The organism is Stutzerimonas xanthomarina DSM 18231, from assembly GCF_900129835.1.
Lineage (GTDB): Bacteria > Pseudomonadota > Gammaproteobacteria > Pseudomonadales > Pseudomonadaceae > Stutzerimonas > Stutzerimonas xanthomarina.
Map to the genome: position 1 here is coordinate 74,580 of NZ_FQXA01000006.1, position 17,108 is coordinate 91,687.

The window sequence follows — 17,108 nt, forward strand, 5'->3', positions numbered from 1 at the left end:
GCTCGGGGAAAAATGCCGGGCCGCGCGGCAAGCGGCACCGTTTGCCTGATGCTAGATGGCGTAGACGTGGCCGTTGGCTTCCAACAGGCGCAACAGGGCCGGCCAGGTCAGCTTCGAGGCATTGCCCAGTTCGGCGGACTGCTGACGCGTGGTCTCGATGGCGGCGGCGGATGGCAAATGAGTCGGGCCACAGGATTGGGCGCGCACCTGAATCTCACAGGCCTTCATCAGGAAATACAGGTAGGTAAAGGCTTCGGCAACCGTGCTACCGGCGGTGAGCACGCCGTGGTTGCGCAGCATCATCATCCGCTTGTCGCCGAGGTCGCGGATCAACCGCTCGCGCTCGCTCAGATCCAGCGCGACGCCTTCGTACTCGTGATAGCAAAGGTGGTCGAGACAGAGCATCGCCGTCTGACTCAGGGGCAACAAGCCATCGCGATGCGCCGAAACCGCCACGCCATCAGCCGCATGAAGATGCATGACCGCACCGGCATCCTCCCGCCCCATGTGCACGGCACTGTGGATGGTGAAGCCGGCCGGATTGACCCGATGCAGGCTACCGCTCTGAACGACCTGCCCCTCCTGATCGACCTTCACCAGGGATGAGGCGGTAATTTCCTGAAACAGCAAACCGTAGGGGTTGATCAGAAAGTGATGTTCCGGCCCTGGCACGCGCGCCGACAGATGGGTGAACACCAAATCGTCCCAACCGAAGTGCGCCACCAGCCGATAGGCCGCGGCGAGGTCCTTGCGCACCTGCCATTCGGCTTCGCGATTCGTCGAGGTTGACTCTTGCATAGCTCTGCTCCAGTGGTTTGGTAGGCGCGCCGGGGGGCGCATGGCCCGCAGTGGCCGATGTAATCAGGCCTCTTGCGTATTGCCGACGTGCTTGCGATTTTCTTCTTCCTGCAGGGCCCGCCACATCAGCTTGCCAGTCGATGAGCGCGGCAGCGAGGTGACGAACTCCACATACACCGGCGCCTTGTAGGCCGCCATTTCCGCCTTGCACCAGTCGATGATGTCCTGTTCGCTGACCTGTCCGGCCTGACCGTCACGCAGCACCACGCAGGCCTTTACCGTCTCGCCGCGCTTGGGGTCGGGGCAGGAAATGACACAGCACTCCTGAATCGCCGGGTGGCGGTACATCAAACTTTCCACCTCCGATGGCCAGACCTTGAAGCCCGAGGCGTTGATCATCCGCTTGACCCGGTCGACGAGGAAGAAATAACCCTCTTCATCGTAGTAGCCCATGTCACCGGTGCGGAAAAACCTCTGGCCGTCGAGTTCGATGAAGGCCCGTTCGGTCTCTTCCGGCCGGTTCCAGTAGCCCTGGAACAGCTGCGGCCCGCGACTGATGATCTCCCCCACTTCGTTGGGCCCCAGCTCCTGCTGGGTAGTCAGGTCGATGACACGGCTGTCGACGTCGAATACCGGAATACCGAGGCACTGCGCCTTGGGCCGTGGCACCGGATTGATATGCGTCGCCGCGATGGTTTCGGACAGCCCATAGCCTTCGATGTAACGCAGGCCGGTGAGCCGATGCAGTTTCTCCTCCACGGCCTTGGGCATCGCGGCGCCGCCGCCACCGACGCTGACCAGGCTGGACAGGTCGTAGCGTTCCAGGTCCGGATCGGAGAGGAAATCGATGGCCATCGTTGCGATGTTTACCCAACCGGTGACGTTGTGACGCTCGATGAGCTGAGCGGCCACCTTACGGTCCCAGCGGGTCATGATGACCGCGGTGCCGCCGTTGTAGATCGGCCCGCTCATGGCGCCCTGCATGCCGGTGACGTGAAAGTAGGGCAACGTTGCGAGAATCACTGATTCGCTGGTGCTGTTGGTCCAGACCACGCGATGAATAATGGTGGCCATCGCCGAACGATGGGTGTGCATGCAGCCTTTGGGCGCGCCAGTCGTACCGGAGCTGTAAGGGAATACGCAGAGATCATCCGGACCCGCCGTATGCGGACCTGGAGCATGACCCGCATCGAGGGTGTCGCGCCAGGCGATACCGCCTGCGAAATCCGGGGTACTCGGCGCAGCCTGCACTTCGGCCGGTAACGCCAGATCGGTGGGCTTCCGAACATATTCCGAATAGGCCGCGACGATCACGTGGCGCAGCTGTGCAGTGCCGACCAGCGGTGCAATGAAACCCGTCAGCTCCTGCCCGCAGAGGCATACCGAAGCGCCGGTGTCGTGCAGGTAGTGTTCCAGCTCGGCGCTGTGGTTCATCGGGTTGACCGGTATCACCACGGCGTCCGCACGCAGGATCGCGTAGTAGGCGATGGTGAATTGCGGTGAGTTCTGCATGTACAACAACACCCGATCGCCCTTGGCCACGCCCAGGTGCTGAAGGTAGCCCGCGAGCGCCTCTACCTCGCGCAACAGCTCGGTGTATGTGATCAGGGTGTCGTAATAGACGATGGCCGTCTTGTCCGGGAAGCGCCGTGCGGCGATTTCCAGGTTAACGAACAGGCTGGTCTCCGGCACCGTCAGGTGCTTGGGCAACTCTTCAGGCCAGACCGCATGATGACGAGTGAACATTACAGAACTCCTGAATCGCTATGAGAGGCCAGTTCGGCTATGGCCCGTTCTTCGCCCCACTCGAGCCAGCGTCGGGTGTCGCGCAGAGGCGTGAGGGCGATACGTTTCTCCCGCAACGCCGTGACATCTGCTTCAGGCGCGACGATGTGGGCCGAGGAGTGCTCAAAGCCGAGCCACCAATACGGAAGCCCCCGCCCGTCCTGACCTGCCTGCAACCGCGGCCGCGTAATTGAGCCCCGCGATTGCTGGGTCATCCGCACGTGGCTCACGGCAGTGGCCGAGCACGCCGGGAAGTTCACATTCCAGCAGCAACCGCTGCCCTCGCGACGCGCCCAGAGCGCCCTGATCGTAGGTGCGGCGTAGCGTTCGACGCAGGACCAATCGATGGCCGTGCGATCGAGGAAAGCCTGGCTCAAGCCAATCGCGGGCAGGCCCAGCAGATCGGCACTGAGCACCGCACCGAGCGTTCCCGAATAAGGCACCGAATCACCGATATTCGCCCCGCTGTTGATACCGGACAGCACCAGGTCGGGCGGCGTTTCCTCCAGCCATTCGGCCATGGCAAACATCACACAGTCTGACGGCGTACCGGAGACGGCGAAGCGTCGCTCGCCATGGTGATACACCCGCAGCGGTGAATGCACCGAGATGCCCTGACCGGTGCCACTCTGGTCGTGCTCGGGCGCCACCACCCACACTTCTTCCGCCAGTTGTGCGGCGATCCGCTCGAGCAAGGCCAGTCCCGGCGCGGCAATGCCGTCATCGTTGGTCAGCAGTACGCGGCGCAGCAAGGGCGCACTCATGACAATGCTCCCTTGTCGCCACCTTGGGCGATGCGCCAGCCGGCTTCGGCCAGTAGGCCCGCACGCTGGCCGACCTGCAAGGCATCAGCGTTGCTGGCGTTGCCCTGCAACGCACGTGCATAGACACCCTGAAGAATCGCCGCCAGCCGGAACAGGGAGAATGCGACGAACACATGCCAATCGGCGACCTCGGCACGCCCGCTTTGCTGACAGTAACGGGCCAGCACGTCTTGTTCGGAGGGGATGCCCTGCGCCTGCAGGTCGATGCCGATCAGACCACGCAAACCGTCGACGCCGGCCGGAAGGTGATACGGCAGGCAGAAGTAGGCCAGGTCCGCCAGCGGATGGCCGACGGTGGACAATTCCCAATCCAGAATCGCCGCCACCCTCGCCTCCGCCGGATCGAAGATCAGATTGCCGAGCCGGTAGTCTCCGTGGGCGATGGCGCACTCGTCGCGCTCCGGCGCCTGCTCGGGCAGCCACTGCATCAGATTTTCCATCGCCGGCATGTCGCCGGTGCGGGACGCCTGATACTGGCCGGACCAGCGCTTCACCTGACGGGCGAAATAGCCTTGAGCCTTGCCGAAGTCGCCAAGCCCGACGGCGGCGACATCAACCTTGTGCAACTCGGCCAGGGTATCGACCGCGGCCAGATGGATCGTGTGGCGGTCATCAACGGCCAGCCCTTCCAGCGCCGGATGGCTGAAGATCCGCCCCTCAACGTGGTCCATCACATAAAAGGCGGTGCCGATGATCGCTTCGTCCTCGCATAGCAGATGGACGCGTGGCACCGGAACTGCGGTGTGCTCGGACAGGGCCCGGATCACCTTGTACTCACGCTCGACCATGTGCGCCGAGGGCAGCACTTTGCCCGGCGGCTTTTTGCGCAGGACGTAACGCCGCCCAGCACTTTCCAGAAGGTAGGTGGGGTTGGACTGACCGCCCTGAAACTGCCGAACCTTTAGCTCGGAGCCTAAATCTGGCAGCTGCTGCCGAAGGTATTGCGCCAGCGCCGCCTCATCGAAACGATGCGCGGGAAGCACGTCGATCAACTCGGGTTCATTCATCGCCGAGCCCTCAGCATGCGGTTTCGCCGCCATCGGCAACGATGACCTGCCCTGTGATGTAAGCGCTCGCGGGCGCGGCCAAGAACACAGCCAGGCCGGCAATGTCCACCGGCTCGCCGATACGACGCAGCGGTGTTTTTTCCGCCGCTCGGCGGACCCGCTCTGGATCATCGAGCAGCGCCTTGGCGAAATCGGTACGCACCAGCCCCGGTGCGATGGCGTTGACGCGGATGCCCTTGGGCCCCCACTCCACCGCCAGGTTGCGGGCCAGTGCCGCTTCGGCCGCCTTGGACACGCCGTAGGTGCCAATCACGGTGTTGCCGCGCAGCCCGGCGATGCTGGAGAGCATGATCACCGCGCCCTCGCCACGCTCGGCCATCTGCGGCAACACCATGTTGGACAGCCAGAAGGTGCCCTTGACGTTGGTGTCCATGATCTTGTCCCAGGCGTCGTCGGTCAGCTCACTGGTGGGGCCATAGACCGGGTTGGTGGCCGCGTTGCAGACCAGCACGTCGATACGCCCCCAGGTCTGCAGCGTGGTGTCGACCAACCGCTGCAGGTCTTCCTTGCGCCCAACGTGGCACGGCACCGCAATCGCCTCGTGGCCCGCGGCTTTAAGCTCGGCAGCGACGGCCTCGCAGGTGTCGGCCTTGCGGCTGGAGATGACCACCCGCGCGCCGCACCGAGCCATCTCCTCGGCGATGGAGCGGCCAATACCACGGCTGGAACCGGTGATCAGCGCCACTTTTCCGGACAGATCGAACAAGGGATTGGTCATGAGGACTGCATCCTTCTTTTGGGTTTGTCGGAAGCTCAGCGCTTGCTGGAATAGTTCTTCAGTTCGAGCTTGGCGATGGTGTCCAGATGCACCTCATCAGGACCATCGGCCAGCCGCAGCGTCCGCTGGTGTGCCCAGGCCGCTGCGAGGAAGCTGTCCTGCGAAACGCCCTTGGCGCCGTGCACCTGAATTGCGCGGTCCAATACTCGCAACGCCATGCTCGGCGCGGCCGCCTTGATCATGGCGATCTCCTGCCGCGCGACCTTGTTGCCAACGGTGTCCATCATTCGTGCCGCCTTCAGCGTCAGCAGGCGGGTCTGCTCGATCTCGATGCGCGAGCGGGCAATGTCCTTGCGGATCGAATCGAAGTCGGCGAGCTGCTTGCCGAACGCCACTCGGTCATAGACGCGCTCGCACATGGCTTGCAAGGCCCGCTCGGCCACGCCGATGGTGCGCATGCAATGGTGGATGCGGCCCGGGCCGAGACGCCCCTGGGCGATCTCGAAACCGCGCCCTTCGCCAAGCAGCATGTTGCTGGCCGGCACGCGAACGTTGTTGTAGTGAATTTCAGCGTGGCCATGGGGCGCGTGGTCGTAACCGAACACGTGGAGCGCACGAACGATCTCAACACCAGGCGTGTCCAGGGGCACGAGAATCATCGACTGCTGCCGATGGCGCTCGGCCGCCGGGTCGGTTTTGCCCATTACGATGGCAATCTTGCACGTGGTGGTCATCGCACCTGACGACCACCATTTCTGCCCGTTGATCACATACTCATCGCCTTCGCGGCGGATTTCGCAGGCGATGTTGGTGGCGTCAGAGGATGCCACCTCGGGTTCGGTCATGGAGAAACAGGAGCGTATTTCGCCATTGAGCAGCGGCTTGAGCCACTGTTCCTGCTGCTCGGGTGTGCCGTAGCGCGCCAGCACTTCCATGTTGCCGGTGTCCGGCGCTGAGCAGTTGAAGACTTCGGCGGCAACATGCGAGCGGCCCATGATTTCGCAGAGGTGGGCGTACTCGAAATTGGTCAGTCCAGCGCCGTGTTCGCTTTCTGGCAGGAACAGATTCCACAGGCCCTGCGCCCGAGCTTTCACTTTCAGCTCCTCGAGGATCGGCGGTGGTGCCCAGCGGTTGCTGGCGGTGGCAACCTGCTCGTGAAAGACATGTTCGTTCGGGTAGATATGTTCGTCCATGAACGCCGTGAGTTGCTGCTGGAGTTCCAACGCCTTGCCGGTCAGTTCATACATTGCCGTTTTCCTTCTTATTGTTAGGTGCGAGGAAATCCATGGGGACGCCCTCAGGCTGCTCGCTACCGGAGCGCAGTCGGAAGGTCGCTTCGCCGATGGCCAGCAGACGATCTTCGCTGTCGCGTATTTCTCCGGAGCTGTTGAATATTCGGCTGCCACCGGCGCGTCGCCGACCAATGGCGCGTATCACACCGCCGGAGCACTGGCCAGTAAAGGTGGTGTTGAGCACCAGCGTGATCGCCTTGCGAACGCGCCCCGGATAAGGGCAATAGGTGCCGGCCTCGGCTAGCACCACGTCCAGCAGCGCAGTCATTACGCCGCCATGAAGCACGCCGGCCATATTCAGATGGCAGGCCTGCACATCGAGCTCGATCACGGCTTCGTCTTCCGTCCAGGACACCTGGCGATAGCCAAGCACCTGATGAAAGCCAGGCAGGTCGCTGCCTCCGCTGATCGGCAAATGATGGGTTCGGCTGTCGTTCACGGGCAGCTCCGTTTCCTGCCCGTTCATCGCTCGATTACCGCGCAGCGCGCCGCATCGAAACAGGAATATTGCATCCGGATGATTCTCGCAATAAGGCGCATAGCGAGTCCTCTCGATTGTTTTTGTGGGGAGTCCTCTTCCTTTTAACGCTGGCATGCTTGAAACATCACGTCAATTCGGAATCCAGTTCCATCAGGCAGAATTATGATGCCCCACAAACAGAACCGTCTAAGCTCAACTTCTGCCGGACATACACCGGTCAATCAGCCGCTGAACGCCGAACTGATTGTCGAAAAAGGAAGCGATAGCTTTGTGCTAGCGCTTGAAAAAGCTTCGAGCTATGTTAGCTTTCGATCAGCCCTGCAAAAATCAGTTCTGCTGTGCGAAACACTGACACAGAACACGAGGCACAAAAGATCGCCTCAGCCAGACAATTACAACAAGAGGACGCGTTATGAAATCCATGCTTAAGAAACTGCTCGTTCCCGCCAGCCTATTAGCGTTGACAGTCTCCGCCATGAGCGCGCAGATGGCGGCCGCACAGGAAGTCACCAAATGGCGCGTGCAATCACATTGGCCGAGCGCCAGCAGTTCCTATGAAGACAGTCTCGGCCGCCTGAAGCGCGAGATCGAGCGACGTACCGAAGGCCGCCTGGAATTGCAGCTGTTCGAGTCCGGCGCGCTGTTCAAGCCGCAGGAAACCTTCAATGCTGTGAGCCGCGGCATCATCCAGATGGGCACCATCTCCCCCGGCTACGCTCAGGACAAGATTACGCTGGCCGGTATTGCCTCCGGCCTGCCCTTCGCCTTCCAGAACGTCTGGGAAGCCGCGTATTTCCATAAGCACATGGGTTTCGAGAAGATGCTGCAGGAAGAAGCTGCCCAGCATGGCGTCTACTGGTCGACCGATAAGGTCTACCCGACCGAGATGGTGGTGAAGAACCCGATCAACAGCTGGGAGGATTTCACCAAGCTGAAGATTCGCTCGTCGGGCGCGCTGCAGAAGTTCCTCGATGAAGCCGGGGCGTCAACGACCTATCTGCCAGGTGGTGAGCTTTATCCGGCGCTCGATACCGGTGTCGTAGACGGCGCGCACTGGGGCGCAGTGCAAGGCGCGGCGAGCATGAGCTTTTATGAAGTGGCGAAGCATCATGTCCGACCCGCTCTGAACATCGCCGGCACTGATGTGATCATCATCAGCCAGAAGGCGCTCGACAAACTGTCGGAGCGCGACCAGGAAATCGTCAAGCAGATCCTCGACGAACAGTTCTGGTACCGCACCAATGAATACCTCTATCAGGAGCAGATCGCACTGCGCAAGGTCATGGCCGAACAGGGCGTTCAGGTCAATACGCTGCCTGACGATGTGCAGAAGCGTCTGAGAGACGTTGCGCAAAAATCTTGGGAAGAAGAAGGCAAGCGCAGCGATAGAGCAGCCGAAGCCCTTCAGAAGCTCAAGTCGTTCCTGAGCGATCTCGGCTACCTGTAAACCCCCTCGCTTGATCAGCACGCCCGGCGCGGTTACCCGCTCGGGCGTTTGATCCGCTCAACTTCGCTCGTAGGGCTCGCCATGCGCCTGATCCATGCCTACATCAATGGCATCACCCGGCTCAATGAATTCATCGGTCGCTGGGTGGCCTATCTGATATTCGTCATCTTCGCGTTGCTGCTACTCGAAGTGTTCATGCGCTACCTGTTTTCGAGCCCAACCTCCTGGACTAACGAACTCGGGCAGATGCTGTTCGGCGCTTACGTAGTGTTGTCAGGCGGCTACGTGATGGCGCACCGCGACCACGTCAACGTGGACCTACTCTATTCCTCCTTCAGCCCTCGTACACGGGCGTGGGTCGATATCTTCACTTCAAGCATGTTCTTTCTGTTCATGGCGGCATTGCTGTACTTCGGTAGCTCCATGGCCTGGGAATCGGTTCAGGGCATGGAAACGTCGTACTCCGCCTGGAACCCACCTATCTGGCCGATCAAGGCGATGATTCCGCTGGGCACGCTCCTGCTGCTGTTGCAGGGCATTGCCAAGCTTCTGCAAGACATCCTCGTCGCGCTGGGCCGTGAGCCGGCTGGCGACGCCAAGCACGCGGAGGATGCGCAATGAGCATCGAAATCACCACGCTGCTGTTCTTTTTGACGCTGGTGTTCTTCCTGGTTCTTGGCCTGCCGCTGGCCTTCGTACTGGGCGGTGTCTCGGTCCTTTTCCTCTATTTCACCTGGGGTGTCGACGCCTTCTATATGGTGGCCTCACAGATGTGGGGCACCATGGAAAGCTTCACCCTGGTCGCCATTCCGCTGTTCGTGTTCATGGCCATGCTCCTTGAACGAACGGGCGTGGCCCGTGACCTCTATCGCATGATGCACCTCTGGTGCGGCGGCATGCGTGGCGGGCTGGCGATCGGCACGCTGGGGATCTGCGCGGTGTTTGGTGCCATGGTCGGTATCAGCGGTGCGGCCGTGGTCGCCATGGGCACGATCGCGCTCCCCGCGATGCTCGAACGCGGCTATGACAAGCGCATGGTGCTGGGTTGCATCAACACGGGCGGCGGCTGGGGCATCCTGATTCCACCGAGCATCATGATGATCCTCTACGCGATGATCAGTGGTCAGTCGGTCGGCAAGATGTTCGCGGCAGGCGTCCTGCCGGGCCTGTTGCTGGTCACACTGACGGTCACGTACGTACTCGTCCGCTCTTTCCTGCAGCCGCACCTGGCGCCAGCTCTGCCGAAGGAGGAGCGCGGCACCTGGCGCGAAAAATTCCTGGCGGTGCGCGCCGTACTGCTGCCGATCGGCATCGTGGTCATGGTGCTTGGCTCGATCATTGGCGGCCTGACTACCCCGACCGAAGCCGCTGCAATGGGCGTTTTTGGCGCGCTGATTTCTGCTGCGGTATACCGCAAGCTTGACTGGCCGGTCCTGCAGGAAGCGGCTATCCGCACCTTCAAGCTCACCGGCATGATCGCGTGGATTCTGTTCGCGGCCCACGCGTTCAGCTCGGCCTACCAGGGCATGGGCGCACAGTCGCTGATCGAAGGGCTGATGATGGACCTGCCGGGCGGCCGCTGGGCGATCATCATCTTCATGATGGCCATCGTGTTCGTCATGGGCATGCTGCTCGATCCGGTCGGCATCATGCTGATCACCCTGCCGGTATTCCTGCCCATCGTGGCTTCGCTCGGCTTCGACCCGATCTGGTTCGGCGTGCTGTTCGTGATCAACATGGAAATCGGCTACATGACGCCGCCGTTCGGGTTCAACCTGTTCTACCTCAAAGGCATTGTTCCGCCCGGTATATCCATGAAGGACATTTACTGGTCGGTCATCCCGTTCGTGATCGTCAACATCATCGGCATGGGCATCATCATGCTCTTCCCGGAGATCGCGACATACCTGCCGGATACGCTGTTCTGACGGCAGCCGCTGAAACGAAAAAGCCGGAGCAGATGCTCCGGCTTTTTTTTGTGGTCGCTTAGATGATATTGGCGTAATCCGCTTCGATGCGATCCAGGCTCAAATGGTTGAGGAAGTTGGAAAAACACATCCAGGCCGACAGCGCATTGAGATCCTGGAACTGTTGCGGCAGGTACTTGGGTGGTACGACCATGCCCTCCTCTACCAACTGGCGCAGGGTGCGCATGTCTTCCAGCGTGGTCTTGCCACAGAACAGCAGCGGGATCTGCTCCAGCTTGCCTTTGCGCACCGCGAGCTGGATGTAGTTGTAGATCATGATGAAGCCCTTCAGGTAGGACAGGTCCTTGGTGAAAGGCAAACCATCGGGTGTCGAACCGCGGAAAACGCGGCTCGCATTACCGTAGCTGTCTTCGTCGGAGTAGCCCTGCTCACGGAAGAAGCCGAACACATCGAGAAAATCCGCACCCTCTTCTGCCATGTGGATGGCGCGGGTGCGATTGGTGAGCTTGCGCAGGCGCGTCGGGTAAGACGCAAAGGCGATGACCTCCATGAGAATCGCCAAGCCTTCCTGCGTGACGGTCGACGATGGCGGCCCTTTGGCGAGGAAGGTACAGATCGGCTGATTTTGCCCGTTGAGTGTGGTGCCGACGTGCACCAAGCCCTCGTGAACCTCCAGCGCCCGCACGTCGCGCTCGTTGAACATCGCATCGCTGCGGATCTTGATGTAATCCGCGCCGGCCGCGGCATCAGCCAGGATGCCATCGGATTCAAAGACGCGGATGACGCCTTCACCCTCGCCGAATACCAGATCCAGGCGGCGCTGCAGCATTTCCACCGCTTGCGGTGCGGTCAGCAGCTTGGCTTCGTCCTTCAGGTCGCCGCGGTCGGCAATATTGTTCAGGTAATCGGACAGCATCAGCCCGAGGTCGGCCAGGGTCGGGTCGCCGGCATGGAAGGCATCCGAAGCGGCGCCGTAGAGTTCTTGGGAGATCAGTCCGAAATCAGCGGTGCCGCGTGCCTCGAGCATGCGGATCACCATGCGGTATTCCTTGCACATGCGCCGCATGATCTGCCCGACCGGGTTAAATTGCCCCAGCTGCCGGGTGATATCGCGTTCGATGTTCTGGAATTCTTCTTTCTTTGCACTGGAATCGAAAGCCAGCGGACGGCTTTCGTAGTAGGCCCGATCCACCTTGGGCAGCTCGCGGGCGCCCGTCGCAAAAAAGCTTTGCCGGACGCTGTCGTCCCACTTCACTGCATCGAGCACCCGCACCGGGGTTTGTGCCTCGACGATGCGATCGGACAAGCCGCGCACCGTGAGCTGATATTCGTCCAGGTTGTTACGGGAATTCATCCGTACCTCGTCAGTGATGAGCCGTAGCCTTCAGCTTATACACCAGCGGACCCTTTTGATCCGTGCCTGGTTCGCGAACGGCCCATCAGGCAGAACTGTGTCGGCGGGCATCGACCAATCTAACGCCAGCCATTACGGCGGACAGATGCGCCCGCTTGTAGGCGAATCGGCACAGCGCAACACGGGCGGACGCGGGAGTCTGATCCCGCGCCGTCCATCCAGAAAACAAGCCGACCAAAGCGCCGCTCGCGACACATCGAGGGGCTCGCCTGCCTGATCAGACCTCAGGACGCATGTGCGGGAACAGGATCACGTCGCGAATCGACGGCGAGTTGGTCAGCAGCATCACCAGACGGTCGATACCGATGCCCTCGCCTGCGGTCGGCGGCATGCCGTACTCCAGCGCGCGGACGAAGTCGGCGTCGAAGTGCATGGCCTCGTCGTCGCCGGCGTCCTTGTCCCGTACCTGCGCGTGGAAGCGCTCGGCCTGGTCTTCGGCGTCGTTCAACTCGGAATAAGCGTTGGCGATTTCACGGCCGCCGATGAACAGCTCGAAGCGGTCGGTGACACTCGGGTCGTCATTGCTGCGTCGTGCCAGCGGCGAAACCTCGAAGGGATAACGAGTAATGAACGTCGGCTGCTCCAGCTTGTGCTCGACCAACTCCTCGAAAATCATCACCTGGAGCTTGCCCAGGCCTTCGAAGCCGAGCACCTTTGCGCCGGCCTTTTTGGCGATGGCGCGCGCGGTGTCGATGTCCTGCAGGTCGGCGGCACTGATGTCCGGGTTGAACTTGAGGATGGCGTCGAACACCGACAGCCGCGCGAACGGCTCGCCGAAGTGGAACAGCTTATCGCCGTACGGCACATCGGTGCTGCCCAGAACTAACTGCGCCAGTTCGCGGAACAACTCCTCGGTCAGGTCCATGTTGTCTTCGTAGTCGGCGTAGGCCTGGTAGAACTCGAGCATGGTGAACTCGGGATTGTGCCGGGTCGAAACGCCTTCGTTACGGAAGTTGCGGTTGATCTCGAAGACGCGCTCGAAGCCGCCAACCACCAGGCGCTTTAGGTAAAGCTCCGGCGCGATGCGAAGGAACATCGGGAGGTCCAGCGCATTGTGATGCGTCTCGAACGGCTTGGCCGCGGCGCCGCCGGGAATGGTCTGCAGCATCGGCGTCTCGACTTCGAGGAAGTCGCGCTCGTTGAGGAATTTGCGGATATGGCCGATCACCTGCGAGCGCACACGGAAGGTGTGGCGGGTTTCTTCGTTGACGATCAGGTCGACATAACGCTGGCGGTAGCGCTGCTCGGTGTCGGTCAGGCCATGGTGCTTGTCCGGCAGCGGACGCAATGACTTGGTCAGCATGCGCACATCAGTCATCTCGACATACAGATCGCCCTTGCCGGAACGCGCTAGGGTGCCTTCGGCGGCAATGATATCGCCCAGGTCCCAGTGCTTGATGGCTTCGAGCGTCTCGGTCGGCAGCGTTTTGCGGTTGACGTAGACCTGCAGGCGTCCGGTCATGTCCTGCAGCACCATGAAGGCGCCGCGGTTCAGCATGATGCGCCCGGCAACCTTCACCGGGATCGCCGCTTCTGCCAGCTCTTCCTTGGTCTTGTCGGCGTACTTCTGCTGCAGGTCGTTGCAGTAGCTGTCGCGACGGAAGTCGTTGGGGAAGACGTTGCCCTTGGCGCGCTCGGCGGCCAGTTTTTCCTTGCGCTGAAGGATCAGGCTGTTTTCTTCCTCTTGGATGGCGTGCTGGTTCAGCGGTTGTTCGCTCATGGTTTCAAAATGCCTGGATCGAATGAATGAATCCTGGGGAGGGTGATGGAAGGCGTTTCGCTTCATTCCATCACGGACATGCCCCTATTTTGGTGGGCTGAAGCCCACCCTACATCTGGACGCTTGTAACACGAGTTAGGTGGGCCGGACGGCGTTCCGCTTCAGCCCACCGACGCTGGCTAAGCGCAGTAGCTTACAGCCCCTGTTTCAAACTGGCTTCCAGGTACTGGTCGATGTCGCCATCCAGAACCTTCTGGCAGTCGCTACGTTCCACGCCGGTACGCAAATCCTTGATGCGCGAGTCGTCGAGCACATAGGAGCGAATCTGATGACCCCAGCCGATATCGGACTTGGTGTCTTCCAGCGCCTGGGAGGCCGCGTTGCGCTTCTGCATTTCCTGCTCGTACAACCGGGCCCGCAGCATTTTCATGGCGGTGTCCTTGTTGGCGTGCTGGGAACGTTCGTTCTGGCAGGCCACCACCGTGTTGGTTGGTACGTGGGTAATACGTACCGCCGAGTCGGTGGTGTTGACGTGCTGACCACCGGCACCGGAAGAGCGGTAGGTGTCGATGCGCAGATCCGCCGGATTGATGTCGATCTCGACCCTGTCGTCGATCTCGGGCGAGACGAACACTGCCGAGAATGAGGTGTGGCGGCGGGCCCCAGAGTCGAACGGGCTCTTGCGCACCAGGCGGTGCACGCCGATCTCGGTGCGCAGCCAGCCAAAAGCATATTCACCCTTGATGTGAACGGTGGCGCCCTTGATACCGGCGACTTCGCCCTCGGACAGCTCGACGATCTCGGCGCTGAAACCGCGCTTGTCGGCCCAGCGCAGGTACATGCGCAGCAGGATGTTGGCCCAGTCCTGGGCCTCGGTGCCGCCAGAACCGGCTTGGATGTCGAGGTAGGCGTTGTTGGGGTCCATTTCGCCGCTGAACATGCGACGGAATTCCAGCCCTTCGAGGATGCCGCGCAGGCGGTCGAGTTCGGCGGCGACATCGTCCACGGCGCTCTGGTCGTCTTCTTCGACAGCCATGTCGAGCAGGTCGCGGGAATCGGCCAGGCCGCCCTCGAGGTCGTCGATGGTCTCGACGATCTGCGCCAGGGTGGCGCGCTCGCGGCCCAGGTTCTGGGCGTACTCAGGTTTGTTCCAGACGTTGGGGTCTTCGAGTTCGCGGTTTACTTCGACGAGACGATCATGCTTCTGATCGTAGTCAAAGATACCCCCGAATGGACAGGGTGCGCTCGGACAGGTCCTTGATGCTGTTGAGGATCGGGTTGATTTCCATAGGTAGGCAGCTCTCAATCGGACGTTGCGAAAAGCCGGCGATTATAGCGCAGCAGGCCGCTGCTGACAGCCCACGCGGGGCTGCCGGAGCGGCGGAAGTCAAGCGAAGTTGTTCAAGAAGGGAGCGGAGGCGGCGTTAAGGCCGCCTCGAACATGATCACGCGGAGACGCCACGCACCTGACTCTCCAGCTCGACCTTCAGCTGCGCATCGAGTTTAAGCTGGCGGGCCAATTCATCCAGGTACGCGCGCTCCATGAACTGCTCCTCGTCCACCATCAAAACGCTGGCGAGGTACATTTCCGAAGCCATTTCCGGGGTGGTGGCTGCAGCGGCCACATCGACTGGATCGAGCGGCTTGTTCAGCTCCTTTTCCAGCCAGTGTTGCAGTTCAGGATCATCAGTGAGCTGGGCCAATTCGGCCTCGATCATCTTGCGCTCCTGATCATCCACGTGGCCGTCCGCCTTGGCCGCAGCGACCAGCGCTTTGAGGATGCCGCGGCTGTGTTCCTCCACCTGTTCGGGTGGCAGGCGGTCCACTGTCTTTGGCTCGGATTGAGTATTTGGCTGCGTCACTCCGACCCCGCCCTGCTGCGCCTGTTGTGCCTGCCAGTTGCCGTAGGCCTTGTAGGCCAGCATGCCGAGCGCGGCCAGGCCGCCATAGGTGACGGCTTTCCCGCCAAGACGACGCCCGCTGCGGCTCCCCAGCAACATGCCGAGCGCACCGGTTGCCAATGCGCCTTTTCCGATGCCTCCGCCACCGCCCCCAAGAATGCTACCGAGCGGGCCGCCCGCGCCGGAGAGCATATCTCCGAGCGAACCCCCGCTTTTAGACGGTGTTGAGCGCGTCACGGAACCTTGCTGCTTCTGCAACAGGTCCTGACCCGATTTGAGCAATTGGTCGAGCAAACCGCTGGTTTTCATGGAAAGACCTACCTGAATACTGATGAAAGGAACTTACTCGAGCGAATCGGGCACCTGCCGGATTGGCGTGTTTCGATGAGCAGCGCGAACATACTGGGCTGGCCATGGCACCGTGCTGTCGCGTAGATCTTCAGCCGCATGCAACGGCCAGTAAGGGTCGCGCAACAGCTCGCGTGCCAGCAGGATCAGGTCAGCCTGACCGGTGCGCAGGATATGCTCGGCCTGGACCGCTTCGGTGATCATGCCGACCGTGCCCGTGGCGATGCCTGCTTCGCGCCGAACCTGCTCGGCGAACTGCGTCTGGTAGCCAGGACCGACCGGGATTTCCGCATTGGCCGCCGTACCACCGGAGGAAACGTCGATCAGATCGACGCCAAGATGCTTCAACCGCCGCGCCAGCTCGACGGTTTCCTCGGCGTTCCAGCCGTCCTGAACCCAGTCGGTTGCGGACAACCGGACGAATAACGGCAGCTCCTCCGGCCACACCGCACGCACGGCCTGGGTGACTTCCAACAGCAAACGGATACGGTTGTCGAACGAGCCACCGTAGCCATCCTGACGCTGGTTGGACAATGGCGAGAGGAACTGATGCAGCAGGTAGCCGTGCGCCGCATGTACTTCTGCAATCTTGAACCCCGCAGCCAGCGACCGCTCAGCCGCCCGTACGAAAGCCTGGATCACGTCGTTGATGCCGACCTCATCCAGCGCGGTCGGCACCGCGTGCTCCGGATCGAACGCAATGGTCGACGGCCCTACCGGCGTCCAGCCGCCAGCGGCAATGGGCACGCTGCCATGACGTCCGAGCCAGGGCTGCCACGTACTTGCCTTGCGTCCGGCATGCGCGAGCTGAATGCCAGCCACGGAACCCTGGGCTTCGATGAAGCGCGTGATGCGCCGCAACGGTTCGACGTGCTCGTCCGACCAGATGCCCAGGTCCTCGGGGGAAATGCGACCGTTTGCGGTAACAGCGGTGGCCTCGATGATGACCAGCCCCGCCCCGCCGACGGCACGGCCGCCCAGGTGGACCAGATGCCAGTCATTCGCCATTCCGGCCTTGGCCGAGTACTGGCACATAGGCGAAACGGCGATTCGATTGGCCAGTGTCAACTGACGCAGGGTGAGCGGCTGGAAAAGCTGTGTCATGGAAACCTCACTGCAATGGATGCGCGTTGGACACCCTTCAGTACAGACTGTTTCCGAGACTTTGCCTGGTCAGGCGACACGGCTGCCCCGATTCGGTGACCGTATGTTACGAACATCCACGTCGGGCACCGGCGAACACCGATTACCGCCCAGCGAGGCGCTGCCTGGACACTTCCATCTGTCGAACCGGAACGTGGCGAGAAGCGTGCCGGCGTAGCGCACCATGCAGTTCCACTTTGGGGTCACCAGTGTATGCCTGCAAGAGCAGCGAACGCGCGCGC

General features: G+C 61.4%; 15 protein-coding genes. 3 read left to right on the forward strand and 12 right to left on the reverse strand.

Annotation, left to right across the window (positions count from 1 at the left end; genetic code table 11):
• Window positions 1–51 precede the first annotated feature (51 nt).
• The 7 genes from BUE09_RS15655 to BUE09_RS15685 form a co-directional block, all read right to left on the reverse strand.
• Window positions 52–798 (reverse strand): class II aldolase/adducin family protein, encoded by a 747-nt coding sequence (locus BUE09_RS15655; protein ID WP_073302190.1) that lies wholly within the window; start codon window positions 796–798, stop codon window positions 52–54.
• A 63-nt stretch (window positions 799–861) separates the two neighbouring features.
• Window positions 862–2,544, reverse strand: coding sequence for a long-chain fatty acid--CoA ligase (locus BUE09_RS15660; RefSeq protein ID WP_073302192.1), 1,683 nt, complete (start codon window positions 2,542–2,544; stop codon window positions 862–864).
• Complete coding sequence (gene surE, locus BUE09_RS15665) at window positions 2,544–3,347, reverse strand: 5'/3'-nucleotidase SurE (protein WP_073302194.1); 804 nt, start codon at window positions 3,345–3,347, stop codon at window positions 2,544–2,546. The genes BUE09_RS15660 and surE overlap by 1 nt, the downstream gene beginning before the upstream one ends.
• On the reverse strand, window positions 3,344–4,414 hold the full coding sequence (locus BUE09_RS15670) for a phosphotransferase (protein ID WP_073302643.1): 1,071 nt from the start codon (window positions 4,412–4,414) through the stop codon (window positions 3,344–3,346). The genes surE and BUE09_RS15670 overlap by 4 nt, the downstream gene beginning before the upstream one ends.
• A 10-nt stretch (window positions 4,415–4,424) precedes the next feature.
• Complete coding sequence (locus tag BUE09_RS15675) at window positions 4,425–5,192, reverse strand: SDR family NAD(P)-dependent oxidoreductase (protein WP_073302196.1); 768 nt, start codon at window positions 5,190–5,192, stop codon at window positions 4,425–4,427.
• Window positions 5,193–5,227: 35 nt separating this feature from the next.
• Window positions 5,228–6,439, reverse strand: a complete 1,212-nt coding sequence (locus tag BUE09_RS15680) for an acyl-CoA dehydrogenase family protein (RefSeq protein WP_073302198.1) — start codon at window positions 6,437–6,439, stop codon at window positions 5,228–5,230.
• Window positions 6,432–6,950, reverse strand: coding sequence for a PaaI family thioesterase (locus BUE09_RS15685; protein WP_073302200.1), 519 nt, complete (start codon window positions 6,948–6,950; stop codon window positions 6,432–6,434). The genes BUE09_RS15680 and BUE09_RS15685 overlap by 8 nt, the downstream gene beginning before the upstream one ends.
• 427 nt (window positions 6,951–7,377) lie before the next feature.
• On the opposite strand from BUE09_RS15685, the gene dctP reads away from it, so the two are divergent.
• The 3 genes from dctP to BUE09_RS15700 all read left to right on the forward strand — a co-directional run bounded on the left by dctP (window position 7,378) and on the right by BUE09_RS15700 (window position 10,340).
• On the forward strand, window positions 7,378–8,412 hold the full coding sequence (gene dctP / locus BUE09_RS15690) for a TRAP transporter substrate-binding protein DctP (protein ID WP_073302202.1): 1,035 nt from the start codon (window positions 7,378–7,380) through the stop codon (window positions 8,410–8,412).
• 81 nt (window positions 8,413–8,493) lie between these two features.
• Window positions 8,494–9,033 (forward strand): TRAP transporter small permease subunit, encoded by a 540-nt coding sequence (locus tag BUE09_RS15695; RefSeq protein WP_073302204.1) that lies wholly within the window; start codon window positions 8,494–8,496, stop codon window positions 9,031–9,033.
• Window positions 9,030–10,340: a TRAP transporter large permease gene (locus BUE09_RS15700; protein WP_073302206.1), complete on the forward strand. Its 1,311-nt coding sequence runs from the start codon at window positions 9,030–9,032 to the stop codon at window positions 10,338–10,340. The genes BUE09_RS15695 and BUE09_RS15700 overlap by 4 nt, the downstream gene beginning before the upstream one ends.
• Window positions 10,341–10,398: 58 nt before the next feature.
• Here BUE09_RS15700 and BUE09_RS15705 read toward each other — a convergent pair whose 3' ends face one another.
• The 5 genes from BUE09_RS15705 to BUE09_RS15725 form a co-directional block, all read right to left on the reverse strand.
• A complete protein-coding gene (locus BUE09_RS15705) occupies window positions 10,399–11,694 on the reverse strand; it encodes a flavohemoglobin expression-modulating QEGLA motif protein (protein ID WP_073302208.1) in 1,296 nt (431 codons plus the stop codon).
• Between the two features lie 277 nt (window positions 11,695–11,971).
• Window positions 11,972–13,474: a lysine--tRNA ligase gene (lysS, locus tag BUE09_RS15710; protein WP_073302210.1), complete on the reverse strand. Its 1,503-nt coding sequence runs from the start codon at window positions 13,472–13,474 to the stop codon at window positions 11,972–11,974.
• Between the two features lie 193 nt (window positions 13,475–13,667).
• Window positions 13,668–14,763 (reverse strand): peptide chain release factor 2 gene (gene prfB / locus BUE09_RS15715; protein ID WP_143164671.1). Its coding sequence is split into 2 segments (ribosomal slippage): window positions 13,668–14,690 and window positions 14,692–14,763, totalling 1,095 coding nucleotides; the frame shifts between segments, so codons are not numbered across the junction.
• A 156-nt stretch (window positions 14,764–14,919) separates the two neighbouring features.
• Window positions 14,920–15,684 carry a tellurite resistance TerB family protein gene (locus BUE09_RS15720; RefSeq protein ID WP_073302212.1) on the reverse strand — a complete coding sequence of 255 codons (765 nt, stop codon included), beginning with the start codon at window positions 15,682–15,684 and terminating at the stop codon, window positions 14,920–14,922.
• 33 nt (window positions 15,685–15,717) lie between these two features.
• Window positions 15,718–16,827: an NADH:flavin oxidoreductase/NADH oxidase gene (locus tag BUE09_RS15725; protein WP_073302214.1), complete on the reverse strand. Its 1,110-nt coding sequence runs from the start codon at window positions 16,825–16,827 to the stop codon at window positions 15,718–15,720.
• Window positions 16,828–17,108 lie beyond the last annotated feature (281 nt).